The 16,313-nt window shown below is 54.9% G+C and carries 17 protein-coding genes and 1 tRNA gene; 7 read left to right on the top strand and 11 right to left on the bottom strand.

Translation table 11 applies throughout. The features are described 5' to 3' along the window. Positions 1–701 precede the first annotated feature (701 nt). The gene (locus ACK5LI_RS07570) at positions 702–4,010 is read right to left on the bottom strand and encodes a UvrD-helicase domain-containing protein (protein ID WP_416947826.1); all 3,309 of its coding nucleotides are present in this window, start codon (positions 4,008–4,010) and stop codon (positions 702–704) included. 269 nt (positions 4,011–4,279) lie between these two features. Between ACK5LI_RS07570 and ACK5LI_RS07575 the strand changes: the two genes are divergently transcribed. The 6 genes from ACK5LI_RS07575 (at position 4,280) to ACK5LI_RS07600 (ending at position 7,756) form a co-directional block, all read left to right on the top strand. Next, a complete protein-coding gene (locus tag ACK5LI_RS07575) occupies positions 4,280–5,191 on the top strand; it encodes a tRNA1(Val) (adenine(37)-N6)-methyltransferase (RefSeq protein WP_416947828.1) in 912 nt (303 codons plus the stop codon). Between the two features lie 21 nt (positions 5,192–5,212). Next, the gene (locus tag ACK5LI_RS07580; RefSeq protein ID WP_416947830.1) at positions 5,213–6,013 is read left to right on the top strand and encodes a 2-amino-3,7-dideoxy-D-threo-hept-6-ulosonate synthase; all 801 of its coding nucleotides are present in this window, start codon (positions 5,213–5,215) and stop codon (positions 6,011–6,013) included. A gap of 2 nt (positions 6,014–6,015) precedes the next feature. Next, a complete protein-coding gene (locus ACK5LI_RS07585) occupies positions 6,016–6,297 on the top strand; it encodes a hypothetical protein (protein WP_416947832.1) in 282 nt (93 codons plus the stop codon). Between the two features lie 113 nt (positions 6,298–6,410). Continuing rightward, on the top strand, positions 6,411–6,812 hold the full coding sequence (locus ACK5LI_RS07590; RefSeq protein ID WP_416947834.1) for a sigma 54-interacting transcriptional regulator: 402 nt from the start codon (positions 6,411–6,413) through the stop codon (positions 6,810–6,812). Next, positions 6,790–6,957: a helix-turn-helix domain-containing protein gene (locus ACK5LI_RS07595; protein WP_416947836.1), complete on the top strand. Its 168-nt coding sequence runs from the start codon at positions 6,790–6,792 to the stop codon at positions 6,955–6,957. The genes ACK5LI_RS07590 and ACK5LI_RS07595 overlap by 23 nt, the downstream gene beginning before the upstream one ends. A gap of 307 nt (positions 6,958–7,264) precedes the next feature. After that, positions 7,265–7,756 (top strand): cytochrome P460 family protein, encoded by a 492-nt coding sequence (locus ACK5LI_RS07600; RefSeq protein ID WP_416947838.1) that lies wholly within the window; start codon positions 7,265–7,267, stop codon positions 7,754–7,756. 172 nt (positions 7,757–7,928) lie between these two features. Here the strand turns inward: ACK5LI_RS07600 and ACK5LI_RS07605 are convergent, their stop codons facing one another. Then, complete coding sequence (locus ACK5LI_RS07605) at positions 7,929–9,737, bottom strand: chloride channel protein (RefSeq protein WP_416947840.1); 1,809 nt, start codon at positions 9,735–9,737, stop codon at positions 7,929–7,931. A 144-nt stretch (positions 9,738–9,881) separates the two neighbouring features. Further along, positions 9,882–10,826 (bottom strand): bifunctional riboflavin kinase/FAD synthetase, encoded by a 945-nt coding sequence (locus ACK5LI_RS07610; RefSeq protein WP_416947842.1) that lies wholly within the window; start codon positions 10,824–10,826, stop codon positions 9,882–9,884. A 196-nt stretch (positions 10,827–11,022) separates the two neighbouring features. On the opposite strand from ACK5LI_RS07610, the gene ACK5LI_RS07615 reads away from it, so the two are divergent. Beyond that, positions 11,023–11,109 (top strand) — tRNA-Leu (locus ACK5LI_RS07615). Positions 11,110–11,264: 155 nt separating this feature from the next. Here ACK5LI_RS07615 and ACK5LI_RS07620 read toward each other — a convergent pair. From ACK5LI_RS07620 to ACK5LI_RS07655, 8 genes are all read right to left on the bottom strand, one after another. After that, a complete protein-coding gene (locus ACK5LI_RS07620) occupies positions 11,265–11,534 on the bottom strand; it encodes a hypothetical protein (protein ID WP_416947844.1) in 270 nt (89 codons plus the stop codon). A 2-nt stretch (positions 11,535–11,536) separates the two neighbouring features. Beyond that, a complete protein-coding gene (locus tag ACK5LI_RS07625; RefSeq protein ID WP_416947846.1) occupies positions 11,537–12,736 on the bottom strand; it encodes a hypothetical protein in 1,200 nt (399 codons plus the stop codon). 253 nt (positions 12,737–12,989) lie between these two features. After that, a complete protein-coding gene (locus ACK5LI_RS07630) occupies positions 12,990–13,211 on the bottom strand; it encodes a hypothetical protein (RefSeq protein WP_416947848.1) in 222 nt (73 codons plus the stop codon). Positions 13,212–13,214: 3 nt separating this feature from the next. Beyond that, a complete protein-coding gene (locus ACK5LI_RS07635; protein WP_416947850.1) occupies positions 13,215–13,787 on the bottom strand; it encodes a hypothetical protein in 573 nt (190 codons plus the stop codon). Continuing rightward, on the bottom strand, positions 13,777–14,010 hold the full coding sequence (locus tag ACK5LI_RS07640; protein WP_416947851.1) for a TraR/DksA family transcriptional regulator: 234 nt from the start codon (positions 14,008–14,010) through the stop codon (positions 13,777–13,779). Before ACK5LI_RS07640 ends, ACK5LI_RS07635 begins: the two co-directional genes overlap by 11 nt. Position 14,011: 1 nt before the next feature. Further along, complete coding sequence (locus tag ACK5LI_RS07645; RefSeq protein WP_416947853.1) at positions 14,012–14,590, bottom strand: hypothetical protein; 579 nt, start codon at positions 14,588–14,590, stop codon at positions 14,012–14,014. Positions 14,591–14,604: 14 nt separating this feature from the next. After that, positions 14,605–15,999 carry a gp53-like domain-containing protein gene (locus ACK5LI_RS07650; RefSeq protein WP_416947855.1) on the bottom strand — a complete coding sequence of 465 codons (1,395 nt, stop codon included), beginning with the start codon at positions 15,997–15,999 and terminating at the stop codon, positions 14,605–14,607. Further along, the coding region (locus ACK5LI_RS07655; RefSeq protein ID WP_416947857.1) for a putative phage tail protein at positions 15,986–16,313 on the bottom strand (328 nt) is incomplete at its 5' end. The genes ACK5LI_RS07650 and ACK5LI_RS07655, both read right to left, overlap by 14 nt.

Below are 16,313 nucleotides of genomic sequence, written 5' to 3' on the forward strand. Positions count from 1 at the left end.
ACTTGCACATATTTCTGCATCGGCGGCTACCGGAAAAGTATTTCAGCAGCCTTTGAGACACCCGGTAACGGACGGATAAAACCATGCGGTATATCAAAACTTTCCTACAACACAGGCTTAACCCTCTGCACATTTACTGTAGGCTGCGAGACTGCGGCATCAGTGCCGGTGCAGCAGCTCGGGTATCATCATTTTACGAACGCTACCTGTACAGACTGTAACACCATATGCGGCAAGGCTATCCCCAGCTCTCCGCTTTATTTCATCTGCCTTGCCCCTGAGTATGCTCTGGCAAATCAGATAGTACGCGGCCTTTCGCCTGCATGGCCCGCGCTTCACCTTCAGTGTAACAGCACCCTGAACTGCCGTCCGCAGATTTCAAATTCGCTGTTCTGAAACGCAACACACTTCTGCTAAACGAGACCTGCCAGCCAAGCCCTCCGGCTATCCTTTCAGCAAAATCTTCCGGTCCACCCTCTGGCCTCATCTTCCAGTCTATTTTTTTGGTCCAATCATCCGGTCAATCTTCTGGCCCAATCTCCAGACAGAATGTGCCGGTCAGGCTCACAGGCCAGACTCTCCCTGCTGCCTGCCTCATGCCAACACGTCACCTGTCGCAGCCTGAACATAAAAAACAGGCGCCGAGCTTATCAGCCAGACGCCTGTCCGTATTCCGTTTCTTCAACGCTCTTCGTAATCATCTACATCAAAGTGAGCTGTTTTTCCTTACGCTTCTGGTGTGCAACCAGCGTAGAGCGCCGCAAATCATTCAAAGGCAGTCCTTTGAAAAAGCGTGATTCCTTAAGACGAAGCTCTTTACCATACAGCACTCTGCGTGCGGCGCGGCTCAGGAACAATGCCTGCTCCGCGCGGGTCATACCCACGTAAAACAGCCTGCGCTCTTCAGCCTCATCGGCTTTCATACGATCTTTATCCACGCTGCCCATCAGCACACCCGCACCGGCAAACGGCAGAATGCCGTCTTCCAGCGCAGGCAGAAACACAGCTTTGAACTCCAGCCCTTTTGAAGCATGAAGCGACATAATCTGTACTTTTTCGCTACGGCTGCGCACCAGTTCAAGCTCTGTCTGCAGGTGAACCCAGTTAAGCAAACCCGCCCAGCCGCCATATTCATCATAGGCTTTCACCAGCCGTTTGAATTCTGAAGACTGCCAGAACAGGTTATCAAAAGGCGGCAGGTCCTGCAGATAGGCGGAAACGCCCAGCGGCCCTTTAGCCAGAACCTTGTCAGGGCATGAAATGGCATCTTCCTCAGATCTGTAGGCGATACCCAGAAAGCGGCCCGCGGCGGAAAGAATCTTCTGCACACGAGGCTCCACCCAGAACGCTTCTGCTTCCGGCACGGAGCACGGAATGCCCAATCGCACCAGAGTACGCTGGATGACGGGGATTACAGCCTTAAAGCGTACCAGCACAGCAATATCACCGGGAGCAAGTTCCCCTTCCAACCCTGTAAGATCCTCTGCGTTTACGGCACCCTTGGCGCGTGCGGCGCCGCTGTCAGCCAGAGAATGGCTGGTTGCGCCGATAAGTGCACGTATTTGCCCCGCTATCCACGAGGCTTCTCCTTCTGCCGTGGGTGCTTCAAACAGGCGGATGTCCCCTTTCAGCTCACGTGCGGCATGCAGCGGTTTTTCATCCGGCAGCACGGCGCCGGCAAAATCAAGAATAGCCTGTGAAGAACGATAGTTTTCCGTCAGGCTGATTTCCTGCAACGAAGGCCATGCCTCGCCGAAGAACTCCTGCACCTGCCCGTGCGCACCGCGAAAGCCGTAAATAGACTGGTTAGGGTCGCCGATGCCGAAAAAGCCCTCACCCGTAGCGGGCATAAGCGCTCGGACCAGCGTAAGCTGCAACGGTGAAAGATCCTGAATCTCATCTACCAGCACATGTACATACGGACTTGCATAGATGCCGTTATTCACCTGTTCCAGCCAGAATTCCAGCAGATCCGTGTAGTCTGCCAGATTCCATGATTCTTTAAGCTTTACGTAGCGGTGCAGCATTTCCGCATCTTCCGTATGACACACGGACATACGTTCGCGGCAGATGGCTATGCGCTCCCATGCTTCGCGGATGCGCTGAGCAGGCTTCGACGGGTTTGCCTCGGCAAAAACGCGCCTTGCGCCTTCTTCCGACAACAACACCGGCGCGTCATCATACGCTTTGTGCCAGTATTCAAAGGCCAGCGCATGCAAGGTGTCCGTGCGCGGCAACGCCGTATTTTCGCCCAGCTCTGACAGCAGACGCCCGTCCATTTCAGTGGCGGCGCGGCGGGTAAAAGTCACAGCAAGAATATGACGTGGGGGCACGCCCTCATCAATCAGCCTGCGGATTCGCCCGATAAGCGTACGGGTTTTGCCCGTGCCCGGACCTGCCAATACAAGAACCGGCGCAGGGCCTGCGGCTATGGCTTTTTGCTGCGCCTCATTGGCGGAATTCTGCGGGGCAGAGTCGTCATCTTCAAAAATAAAATCATCAGCGGACTCTTCCACGGCGGCTTTGCTTGCTTCCAGAATTTTTCTGGCTACATTTTCCGCACCGGGAACCTGCCGCTCTTCTGCAGGTAAGGTTTGCTTTTCAGCACCTGCTTCGGATTTTCCGGTCCTCTCTGCCCTCTGCGCCCATGGCTGAGCCTCAGCTTCGTCCTTTCCGGACGGTTTAGCTGCGCCTGCAGAAGGCATGGGCAGATCCATCAGCATCTTGCCCTTCTGAAATTCGTTACGCTCGCGCTGGGTAAACACGCGGATGACGCCGTATTCGCCATCGCACCCCGGCTGTCTGGCCACCTCGCCGCGTCGCATCCGGCCGATGCCTTCGGCCAGTTGCGAAGAAAATGTGCGCAGGTCTTCTTCCGGCACATCCTGCAAAATGCCAAGCTCAGAGCCAAAGCGGCCCACGGCGCGGGCATAAAATTCCAGTACCTTACGCGTGCCGGGCTTTGTACCCACTATTTCAGAAACTATCTCGGCAAGCGGCACCAGCGACACAAAACCGGGTTGGCCCACAGGCCGTTCCGGTGCATCTCTGTCCGCCAGCTCCATCACGCGGCTCAGCACCCCGACAGTAAGCGGTTTGCCGCATACAGGGCAGATGCCGTCACGGGCCGCTGTTTCGCGCGGGTCCATGATGACACCGCACTTGCGGTGGCCGTCCATGTGGTATTTGCCCTCTTCGGGAAAAAATTCCACAGTCCCCATAAATCTGTGGCCCAGCCCTTCGCCGCGTAGTGCACGGTAAATGCCATCGTAAGATACTTCGCCGCTGAACAGGTTAGCCTCGCGTCCCAGCTTGTCGCCGGAATGAGCGTCTGAGTTGGAAATAAACCGGAACCTGTCGAGCGCGCTCCACATCCAGTTCATATCAGGGTCAGAGCTCAGGCCCGTTTCCAGTGCAAAAATTTCGGAAGAAAGGTCGCCGTAGCATTCTTCGATGGAATCAAAACCGGACTTGGAGCCGAAAAGAGAGAACCATGGCGTCCAGATATGCGCGGGAACCAGAAAGGCTTTGGGGTGCGTTTCCAGCACCATTTCAAGCAGGTCACGCGAATCAAGCCCCAGAATGGGACGACCGTCTGAGGCAAGGTTGCCCACCTCTTCCAGCTTGCGCGAAAGAGCCTCTGCGGCTTCCATGGTGGGCATATACACAAGGTTGTGCACTTTGCGCACCTTGCCGCCACGCTTGTAAATAGAGCTTATTTCCGCCTGCAGCATAAACTGCACCCGCGAAGAAAGCGGTTTACCCGCAAAAACTGGAATTTCCGCATCCAGATTGCCGGTATCGCGCAGCCGCAAAAGGCCCGATTTTTCATCCGGCACCAGCTGCTCGGCCAGTTCGGCGCGCCATTCGGGATGGGTAAAATCACCTGTGCCCAGCACGTCCAGCCCCTTTACGGCTGCCCATGCCGCAAGGTGTCTGGCATTCAGTTTTTTACTGGTTGCGCGGGAAAAACGGGAATGTATATGCAGGTCGGCCCTAAACTGCTTCATGAATAGCCTGTCCTTGCAGCATGTGAAAAAGCAAAGCTCCTCGCGAAGTACGGTCAGAGCGTGTGTCGGTTGTTTGGCGATGCTAGCAAAAAACAGTTTCATAGCCAAATCTTTCTGTCCCGTCATACGCTACCGCCAGAAAGCGTTTGACGACATAGCCGCAACGTATCCTCTTGTCTGATGGAGTAGGGCAAGGTAGGCTTTTATGATGCCCGCACGGCAATACAACCCGACGTTTTACCTGTGTTATAGTTTTGTTGCGTTACAGTATGAATACATCACCGGAGAGTTTTATTCTGACCACAGAACAACCAGAGGCGAACAAGGCCACCTGCATGACAAACCAGACAGAAGCGCAACAGGGTTCACCCGGACAGGAAGCGCGAGAATACTTTCCGCGCGGCCTGTACCAACCGCCAGGGACGTTCCGCTTTTCTGCGGATGCTCTGCTGCTTGCCTGCTTTGCTGCTTCCAGCCTTACGGCAGCAGGTCCATCAGCGGCCGCCCAACCGGAAGATGCAGCGCCTGCGCGGGCAAAGTCTTTCACGTTTATGGACACCGGAACAGGCTGCGGGGTTGTGGGGCTGGCGCTATGCCTGCTGAACCCCGCCGCAAAAGGCACCGGCATAGACATAAACCCGCAACTGGTTGAAGCAGCATGGCAGAACGCATGTCTTCTGGGGCTGGAAACCCGCTTTACCGGAGTGCACGCAGATGCTTCCACCCTGCGCATGACGCAGGCGGTACAGCCCGAGTCATGCCATGTTGTGGTCACCAATCCGCCATACCGCCGCCCGCATCAGGGGCGCCACTCTGCAACTGAAGCCCGCACAAGAGCTTTATTTGAAACAGAAGGCGCACTGGACGTTTTTATTACGGCATCAGCTTTTGCCCTGCGCAACAAGGGACGTTTTTTCTGTGTGTATCCTGCTGAACGTCTACCGGATCTTATCTGCACGCTGCGGGAAGCAAGTCTGGAGCCTAAAACCCTGCTGCCTGTTCACTCCCGCATCAACCAGCCGGCCAAGCTTGCCTTGCTGGAAGCCAGAAAAAACGCTAATCCCGCCATGACTATACAACCGCCGCTTATCTTATACGAAGGGAGCGGCAACGAAACGCGCCATACAAAACAAGCACTTGATTTCTGTTCGTTTCTGGCTTGCAATGCACGCGGAACCTAACAAGACTATACAGGAGATTTCATGATCGGAGCCATCCGCAAACTTGAACGCTTTTTCATGACACCCAGCGGCAGGGCAGTTGTGCTGCCGTTAGACCACGGTGCCGGTGAAGGCATGATCCACGGGCTGGACAACATCCCCGGCCTGCTGGCGGATATCGGCGACCGTCCGGTACAGGGCGTGGTGCTGAACAAGGGCACCGCACGCGCTTACGCTAACGAAATCCCCACCGCCACACAGCTTGTGGTGCAGCTTTCCGCCGGTACCCGCCACGGTCAGCCTGCATGGAACAAATCGCTGGTATGTTCCATCCCCGAGGCATTGCGCCTCGGTGCGGACGCTGTGGCAGTACAGGTGAATATCGGCAACGAGCTGGAAGACCGCATGCTGACAGACCTCGGCATTGCCACGGAAGAAGCCCATCAGCACGGCCTGCCTGTCATGGCGGTAATTGTGGCACGCGGCGGCAACATTGTGCAGGAGCTTGACCCGTCGCTCATCGCGCACTGCGTGCGTCTGGGGGGCGAGCTTGGCCCCGACATGGTCTGCGTGCCGTACTCCGGCCATATGGACAGCTTTGGCCGTGCGGTAGACTCCTGCCCCGTGCCTGTTCTGGTTGGCGGAGGTCCGGCCATGCATGACTTTGACAAGTTCTTAAAGCACATGGAAAACGCTCTGGAAGCCGGCGCAGCAGGCGTCAGCATCGGGCGTAATATTTTCCAGCACAGCAGCCCCATGCAGGCGCTGGACAGGCTGCTGGCGGTTGTCCACAACCAGGACAACGTAAACGCAGAAACAGCCGCGGAAAGAACTACCGGATAACCATGTTCAAACTTCTGGTCATACTTTTTGTTGTGGTCTGGCTGCTCAGCTTTTTTCTGAGCAGCCGCCGCAAAGTCATCCGCGACACCAACCACCTGCTGCAACTTATCGTATGGGCGGCACTGGTATTTATGGGCAACATGCTGGTGTCAGGGCATCCGGTAGTCAAAGAACACTTTCTGCTGCAGGTTGTACTGATGCTGGTTGTCTTCGGCGTGTCATATTATGCTTCCATTTTACTGATCAAAGGCTACACCAGAAGCAGTAAAAAGAAGCGCCGCTGAACATTTTTTACGCAGCGGCTGAGACTTCGGGCAAAGCCAGTGTGATACCCTGAACCGCCCCTCCCGCTTACCTTCCGATAGGCGGCAATACCCCGCACAAGGTGTAGGTGCGTATGGTCTTTGCCACTGCGAAGAATCTGCATGAAGCCATCGAAAAAGGCGAATTTCGCGAAGACCTGTATTACCGCATCAACATAGTTCCCGTCACCCTACCCCCGCTGAATGAACGCGGCGATGACATCGAACTGCTGGTCGCGCACTTTCTGCAAAAAATCGGCGCCGAACATGGTCGCAACCTGCATCTTTCCGACGAAGCACGCACGGCCTTTTATTCCTACCCGTACCCCGGCAACGTACGCGAGCTGCGCAATACCGTTGAACGCGCGGTGCTGCTTGCCTCCGGCGAAACTATTCATGTAGCGGAGCTGCCTGAAAGAATGCAGGCATACGCCGACACCAAAAAGCACTCCGCTCCTTCCGCGTCGCAGCCCCATGCTGGAACGTTCAGGCTTTGAGGACAGCATTGCCGAACATGAGCGCAGTTGTATCCTGCATGCGCTGGAACTGACAGGCGGTAAAAAAATTCAAGCTGCGGAACTTCTGGGAATAACCAGAAAACGTCTGTGGTTGAAAATGAAACATCTGGGCATTGAGCTTTAGTTACAGCAGGCAGTGATGCATTGCCGGTTACTTCCGCGCCCGTTCCTGTTCTGGTCGGAGTGCAATCTTTTGCCCTGTGGATCACTCTGTGGCGGGAACAATTTCGTTCAGTACGCTGCTATTCCGCATCTTACTCTATTCAGCTTTACTCAAAAACAGCAGGCGTGATACCATCCAATCCAGCCCGTACTCTGTTCCGGACTTCCGGCAGCGTCCCCACGCAAGTGACATCGGCATTCTTTCAAATATAATTCATCCTGTTTTGCTGCACGGTATACTCTGGACCAAATTTAACCGGAGGATTGCCATGACCATTCTCTCACCCCGTTTTTGTATAAGCGTGACGCTGGCGGCCCTGATCTGTATTATGACCATCAGCGTAGTCAGCAGCGTAGCGGACTCGTTACCGGAGCCTGAAGGCAAAGCACTGTGGACCTATATCAGCGAAACGTCGCCCTACACGCAATGGGGCCAGTTTGACGAGCACAACGGCATGCAACCCGGCAATGCCCCGCACGGCACAATGCATGCTCTGTTCGTTAATAATATCGGCCTTGCTTCAAAAGGACAGGCGCAATACGGCACAATTATGGTGAAAGCGAATTACGGGGCAGACAATCTGCTGAAAGCGTTTACCGTGATGTACAAATCAAAAGGCTATGGTCAGGACACCGGTGACTGGTTCTGGGCAAAGTATTCTCCGGAAGGTGAAGTTCAGGCGGAAGGACAACCCAAGGGCTGTGTAGGATGCCATAAATCCATGAAAGACAACGATTGGACCATGACCCATTTATGGTAACATCCTCATAAAAAATGGCTGTTTGCGGCTTGCCTGAGGCGGTTGACCTGAGCCACTGCACTGCTGTCAAAACACTAAAGAGCTGCGCAGCTAACGATACTACGTAACTAAAGAAGCCCCGCATGCCGATAGCAACAGCAGGCGGGGGCTTTTTTTATTATTTATGATGAAGCTAGTCTTCGCGCAGATTCTGCAAGGTTTTGGTGTACGCCTGAAACACATCTGTCCTGTTGATAAGGCCGAGGATTTCATGTGGATTAGTTGAATCCACTACAGGAATCTGACCAAGATCGGTATCAACGAACTTCAAAAGCGCCGTATACAGATCATCGCCTTCTTCCAGCGTTGCAGGTTTACGCGCAAGGTCTTTTACCAGCACCAGATCAAACAGGCATTCTTCGTACAGCAGGCTGCGCACATCGTTGATGGACAGAATACCGGTAATTTCTCCCTCTTCACTTTTTACAGGGAAGAAGAATTCATTGGTTCCCGCAATAATATCCGTAAGGCCCTTCAACGTTACACTTTCTTCAAGGATGGTCACCCTGCCACGCGTAAAGTGATCGGACACCTTCAGTTGTTCCAGCAAGTTGATGGTGGAATCGTTGATATGCGCGGGAGATTCAAACTTATTCTCAACCTGATTATCGTACAGGTTAGAGCGCCTGCCCAGCACAATACAGATAGCGGATGCCAGCATCAGCGGGGCCAGCAGTCCGTAGCCCTGCGTCAGTTCGCACACCATGATCAGTGGTCCGATAGGAGCGTTGGCAACACCTGCAAAAAACGCAGCCATGCCTACCAGCACATAGCCGCCGGGCTGAGTAACGATATCGGGGTAATATTTATGCGCGGTAAAGCCCACAATGCCGCCGCTCATACCGCCTACAAACAGTGCGGGGGCAAACATGCCGCCGCTCATACCGGACCCCAGCGTGATGGAAGTGGCTAGCGTTTTTGCCAGCACAATGGTCACCATGGTGGTAATGGTCATCTGACCCAGAATGGCCTGCTCCAGCCAGCCGTACCCACCGGAAAGCACCATGGGGTACATCATGCCGAAAAGGCCCATCAGCAGGCCGCCTGCTGTCATGGTCCACATGATGCCCACTTTCTGCTGCATACGGGCAAACATGGAATACTTGATAAAGCGGAACGTGCTTACGTACATCCAGCCGGAAACAGCGCATACCAATGAAAGAATTATGTAAAACGGCAGTTCACGCATATCGCTGAAGCTGAACTGCGGAATACCGAAAATGGGGTCGGTACCGAACACCAGCGTAAAGATTGAATACGACACTACCGAAGAAATAACGGCAGGCAGGATGGCTTCTGACTCGAAGTCTTCTTTGTAGATAACTTCGATAGCCGTCAGCGCGCCGCCCAGCGGGGCGCGGAATACGGCCCCGAGGCCGCCTGCTGCACCAGTAAGCATAAGGATACGGCGTTCTTTGGTGGTAAGGCCCATTTTATCCGCAAAAAAAGAACCGATACCCGCACCAATCTGCGAAATCGGCCCTTCACGCCCCGCGCTGCCACCTGAAGCGATGGTAAAAATGGAAGTAATACCTTTAATAAACGGAGCAATAGGCTTGATTACCCCTTTTTGCTGATGGAACGACTTGATCATGGCATCTGTGCCATCTGTCATGCCGTAAAAGCTATCGGGCAAAAAACGGTTTACCAGCCAGCCGGTAACAAAGGCCACTGTGGTTGTGGCAACAGGAATGACCCACGGGCGGAACGTCTCACCCGCTTCACCATGAAAGAGCGCCTCACCCGCAGGGGCAGGCAGGCTGTACCCAGCCCATACAGCCTGAACGAGATGCTTGAAATATTCAATGCCAAGAAAAAATAACGTGGCTGCAATGCCGGAGAGAATGCCCAGCACAATGCCCAGTACGAGCATACGTACATAAGTAACGCCACGATACAGGCGCAGGTATTCTTCCCAGAGTCGTATAAAAGGCCGAAGCATGGGGTCACGCGCTCCGTTCCGGCAGTCTGCCGGTTGTTATCATGCGATGCGCTTCAGGCGGGTGCACACCGCATAAACGCCACCGCGCCGCACGGCATTTGCCGGACGGCGTACAAAAGGCGCGAAACAAAGCGACTGAGGCGGCTACAGCTGGGCTTCCGGAGAAGCCAGAATTTGCCGTCCCAGTTCCACATCGCTGCGAATCTGGGTCATCAGGTCATCAAGGCCCGAAAACTTGCGTTCGTCCCGCAGCCTGTGCACAAAATTCAACCGCAGGTCCCATCCGTAGATGTCGCGGTCAAAGTCCATAATGTAAGTTTCCACACTCAGCTTATCGTTGCCGAATGTGGGATTGTACCCGACGTTGGTGACTCCCTTGTAGACCTGTCCGTCCACTTCCACCCAAACGGCGTATACGCCGGGTCCGGGAACCAGCTCGTCCTTTACCTGCAGGTTGGCAGTGGGAAAACCCAGCAACCTGCCGCCGCGGTTCATGCCGTGTACCACACTGCCGCGGACCACATAAAATCTGTCCATAAGCGGGCGCACGCCCCACACGTCACCGGCCTTTATCATGTCGCGGATGCGGGTAGAGCTGACTACAGCCCCGTCGATAATGACAGGATCAAGCCGCTCGCACGCAAAGCCGTATTTCTGGCCCATTTCAACTAATTGTTCAAAATGCCCTTTACGACCTTTACCGAAAGAGTAGTCATAGCCGACAATCAGCTCTTTGACGTTCAGCCCTTCCACAAGCACGGTACGGACAAATTCTTCCGGCTCCAGTGCGGCCAGTTCACGCGTGAACTGCAACATCAGGGTAAGGTCTACGCCCAGCGCTTCCAGAAGGTCGAGCTTTTTTTCGTAGTCGGTAATAAAGGCGGGAGTGTGCGGCCCCACAAGCACGCGCAAGGGATGCGGACAAAAAGTCACCACAACGCCGGGTAGCTGCGCTTTGGCGGCTTTTGCCATCATTCGTCCTATCAGTTTGCGATGCCCGTTGTGCACACCGTCAAAATTGCCGATGGTGACACACGAACCGCGTGAAAGGTCGATTGGTATTTCCTGAAGCTGTCTTGCTATCTGCATGGGGTTCCCGTTCTGCTCGGAAAAGGACCGGAATTTTGCTGGTGCGAAGCCCCTCCCGAAGACCGCTATAGCTACCCCAAAAGCCGCATGCGTTCAAGCATAACAGCGCCCCCGCGAAGGCATTGGAAAAATTCTCACATGAACAACAAAAAAACGCTTGCCAACCCTGCAGACTTTTGACTATATGCCTCTCCGCGCCGAGGTGGTGGAATTGGTAGACACGCTAGGTTCAGGGTCTAGTGGGGGTTCCCCCGTGGGAGTTCGAGTCTCCCCCTCGGCACCATGAAAAACAAAAGGGTTGCAGCTAACATGCTGTAACCCTTTTTTTAAAAGGCATTTTTTGCTGTTTCGGGTCAATATGACCACCAGAAGCCCTGTTTGTAAGGCGGCGCGCGATTTGGCATTTCGTCTGGCGCGATTCGGCACAGGTTTGCGGCGCTAATTAATGGGGAGTAGGACTCTTTCTGCGAGGACTCTGCCGGAGCTTGTTTGGACCGTAATTGTGACGGGGTGTTTATGGCCCGGAGTGCCACCGGAAATGACGGCAGTCAGCAGTGGGCCAGTTACGGGTTCCGGCTCAATGGCAAGGCTGCTGTCTGCTGACCAGGTAACATTTGTTATTGTTTCTCCGGCGCTCAGCCGGGAAGCAATGTCTACTGAATAATCAAGCTGTTCTGCGGCCAGCTTTGTGGGCCATGACGGATACATAATCACCTCGTGGCTGGAATGGTTATCAGTCGTGTATAGTGACGAGCCGAATGAGTTCTGCTTCCGTACCGGGCAACGTGTGTACGCTGCGGAGCGGGACAAAAAACACTCAGCCCGCTCTGAGCAGTCAACACCTGCCCCCAAAGATCGCTTGCCGTTAATCCTGTTGTTTTCTTCTTTCCGCTAACGGCCCCTGCATCCTGCACAAGGCTCAATTCAGCTCCGTCTACGGCTTTTTTTCGTCCAAGAGTTACGGCCGCTGATGTCGTGGCTGTTGTACTATATCCACTGACTGGCTGCAGTATTTGCCCTTCCCCTGTTGTCTTGCAACTCATACGGGCAAAGACCGCACCTATCCCTCGTGAAGCCTTGTTCCCTTTGCTTTCGGTCACAGTGCGAAGCCACTGTTCCACAGTGCCCGCGGCGCGGCGTAAGCCGGCAGCAACGCACAAGCGACTGGTAATATTTTGTATATAAAGCCTTGTTGCTTTACTCCCCGATACGGCAGTTAACAGGGCCGGCTGGAGGATAGACTGGCTGCCGGCCTGCTTGCACCCAGCAGCCGAAGAACGGCTGAAGGTCATCCCTGAAACACTGCCTTGGACAACGGGAATAGCCTCAGACAATGTTTCTACTGTAAATTGGGTGAGGTGAGGGCTTCCAAGGCCGAACGGCCATCCTGTAACCCATAAGGCGATGCCGGCAGGCCCCTCTGTAAGTTCTGTGTCTGTGACTGCGCCAAACGGTGCAACACCATCAATCGTACAGCGGAGAGCACTGCCTTCCAGCTCCAGCCTGAACGTTTTTTGCGTACCGGAAGGAAGAATGAACGGAGCAGAGGCCAGAACGGTGTTTGTGCCGTTTACAGACTTGCGGATGAACACTTCCTGCGCATCGTTATTGTAAACAAGGGCATAATATCCTTTGCCGGCGGTACGGCGCCCCTGCAGGTACAGACTTCCCGATTTGTCTCCTACGGAGGCGACAGCTTCGACAGCATAATTTCCGGAAGCATAGAGAGAGCCGTCCCCGGCCTGATATTCCCCAGTGTAGGCAGCGGTACGTACCACAGCGCCGTTTCTAACTTCCAAAGCCGGAGAGTAGCCGCTGGAAGAATACTTTTCGAGCCATCCGGTATTATGAGTCGACAGTTCCGTCCCGTCGGCGCTGCCCTCGAAGTCATCCTGAAAAATGATGGCCATCTATTTACCTCTGCAGTGAACATGACGAATTGGGCGCCCCTGAAACCAGATGCGCCAGTCTTTGGCCTGCGTGTCTGAATCAATAATGCGCCTGGATTTATACCCCCAGCTAAGCCCGGAAGAATCAACCCAGACAAAATGCGGCAACCAGTAAAGGGAGCCTTTAACCAGCCTGATGCTTCCGCCTTGCCGCTTCCTTTGGCGCAATGCCCAGATGAGGCAGTTTGAACTGGTGGGATAGCTTCCCTGCCATTCATGCCTCATCCGTCACCTCTATACACCCTGCGGAAAGTAGCGCCTCATGTTCCTGCTGTGTGGGCTGGCATATGCACAGCATGGCATCCTCTACGGGGCGCAGATCGCGCCCCGTCCAACCGCCAACGTACAGCCCCGCAACAGGAAAAAAGAACGTTTCGACTCGTCCCGGCTCTACTTCTTCCTGTCTGCTGGTTATGGGGCTTTTATACGTGCGCACCGGTTATTCCAAAGCCAGCGTGGCGCTGGTCAGTTCGTAGGTTCCGGCATCGTTATACGCTTCCGGTATAATACGGCTTACGCGGGCAGCCCCGTCAGCGGTTATGTCCACAACTGCGCCGCCTGCTGTAGCAGCTACCTTAAAAGTGTCGGCAGTCACATCACGCACATGATAGGTAACGCCCGCCTGAATGCCGGCGGGCATCGTGCCGCTAAAAACCACAGTCTGGCCGTTGCTAAAGCCATGAGCCTCGCATGTTATGGTATCTGTTGCAGGGTCGGTCATCACCGGCTTGGATGCGGCACTGCCCAAAGGAGAGACGGCAACACACGTACCGTCTGCCAAACGCCATGAAAGCCAAGCCACACTGGCACCTGCAGGTACATCAAATGTTACGGATGCAGACAGCTGACGTTTACGTGCAGCGGCAGCGCCCAACGTGACAGACTTACGAGTATAGCTCCCTCCTGAAAGCTCATTGGCAGAACCATCAATGCCGGGATAGGCAGAGTGCAGCCCCGCCTGAGTAATAGCCAAGGCTGAAAGCATGGTATGCGCAGCGGCATCAGTAAACATTATGTTGCTCCTGTTCTCTGGCGCAATCTACACAAAGTGCTGCGCCAGGCATGGCGGCCAGTCGTGCCGCCGGAATGGGTTCCCCGCACTCACGACAGCAAGGAACTCCGTCGATTACGTCCGGCTCAGCGAATGTCCCCGCTCTTCCGGACAGCACGAGGGCAATGGCAGCTTCGCGCTGCATACGCTCAACATCAGTTGCCATATCCAAAATATCTGCCATGCTACCCTCCCTCTGGAAGTGCATAGACCGGGTCAATGGCTTGGATAGCGATAATAGCTGCATCCTCTGCAAGCGAGGCCGTAGCCTCCAGCGCATCCTGATAGGCCAGCCGCTGGCCTACTACATGGCCCGACACAGCCACCCATGCCGTACGGTTGGCAAGGATGCGGGAGGCAAGGTCTGCCACTGGCATGCCACGCGCGGCGGCAATGGCACGTACCAGCGGTGCGGGTGCGTCCGGATTCGCCTGCAGGGCATCGGCTTCCGCCGCCTGCTGATCCCATGTCTGGCGCTCCAGCGCGCCGTATTCGGTAGCCAGTCGGGTCAGGATTGTTTCTGCCCCGTCGCGTATTTCCGCCTGCTTTGCCGTGTACAACTCCGCACGGGTAGGGGCAGGCGGTGGGGGGGGAGTCACAGCAACAGGATAGCCGTTTGCATCTGGCCGGATGATTTTACCCTGTGCCTGTGCTGCCATCAGGGCCGCATGGTCTGCGGAGCTTATTTCTACCACATCGGCGGGGATGTTAGTGCTGTGTATGGCGGGATGGTAAAAGCCGTTTGTTGTGGGGCTGTAATGCATATCTCTGTTTCCTTTTAATATCCTATGGCTTGCCAATATATGCCTTCCGGAGCACCGGACCCGCCGATATAGTTCTGATTATAAGAAACAAATTGAGTTGTTGTGACCTGTGAAATTTGCGGTCCGTTGTCCAGATCTCCTGATTGAGCATCGTTTTTAGCCTGCACAACAACCGAGAAGCATTGATTCGGGAATGTAATGGGGAAAACCACCGGAACAGAGCTGCCCAAAGCATTCTGGGCAGAAAATCCCCACTGCAAAATCAGCCCGCTGGGCAGCTTCTGCCAGCCGCTTTCCGCATGGGTTTGCGTCCACTCGCTACGGTCCACCTTATTCCCGTTAATAGCAGCCACCTGCGCGGCCAGTGCCTGCATATCCACCTGAGCGGCATTTACCGTCACGTCATAGGTTTTGATACAGGGCAGGAGGTAGGAGGTTTTGGGGCGTGTTTCATTAGACACGCGGGGTGTGCCAAATCCTTGGTATTCAAGTGCGCCACCAACAGCATTAGGCCATCCGTTACTAAACGCACCTGTGTTGGAAGGACCATTTGCTGCTCCTGACTGGTTATTAGTCGATACAGACAAGTCGTGCTTATGTTGCTGGAAGGTATCAACAGCCCAATCCCCCACAGCCTTACCCGCCACACCATCCTGCGCAGCCGCAAAGTAATGCTTGTAACAAGGCAGAATAATATGCGTGTCCGTCAGGCAATACTTGTTACAGGTGCCCTCCTGTGCGGCGGCTTCTGCGTCCCATTCCGCCTCTGTTGCCAGATAGCCGCCTGAGCTTTGCACCCACGCTTCCAGCTGGGGAAACGTGCCCAGTACAAACTTTTGCTTTACGTTGACTGCCACTGTTCCGGGCAGCGGGCTGGCGGTGCTGGAAAAGCACAACATACCTACCGGCACGCCAGCATCGCCGGAGCCGACCACCTTCCAGTCGCTCCACTGGCCTGTGGTGGTACGGCGGCGGTTCCAGCCGGGATGATCAGGGTCATCAGCAGGCCAGCACAACTGTGTACGGCCAGCATCGGCAGGCAGTACCATGGTATGTACAAAGGCCCATGTTCCGGCGGGCAGCTCCGGTGCATTCTGCACTTTGGCGCTATCGCAGGCATACAGGCTGTTATGGGCAACCGTATTCAGATCACCTTCAAAAGCTGCATGCTGCCCATTGGTGGAAAAGCCCTTGAAGCGTTCCGGTCCCAGCTTGAGAATAGCCTCTTTCAGCTGGGCATTTTTCGCTTTGTCAGGCTGTATGTCTGCTTCTGCCAGCACATTCAGAATTTCATCCTGCACGGCGTTCAGCCAGTCGGCACTGACCACTGTGGCAGGCTCCGGTATGGTGGGATTACCTTCGGTAAAGTGCCCCTCTGCGGTGGCACCTTGTGAATCAATCCGGTGCATTGGTTCCTCCGTATGAAAAAAGAACTTCGGTATGGGCTGGCTTCAGCCTGCGAAAAACACATTCCAGTAAATGATCGCCCCAGGTGGACAGAGCCTCGCCCGTGGCACTGCGGCCTGCGCTGAAGCGGCGCTCGGTAATGGCAGGAGCAGCTACGCCCCATGCCCATTGCCAGTCGCCGTTGGTCAACATGTCGCCCGCATGTGAACCGGCACAGAACGGCGGGTATTCGTGCACCACCACCTTGTAACCAAGCAGCATGGCAAGGCGCGTAAACCATGCCCGCGACAGGCCAGCTTGTTCCTGCACTGCTATG

Origin of the sequence: Oleidesulfovibrio sp. (assembly GCF_047973035.1) — a bacterium.
Lineage (GTDB): Bacteria > Desulfobacterota > Desulfovibrionia > Desulfovibrionales > Desulfovibrionaceae > Oleidesulfovibrio.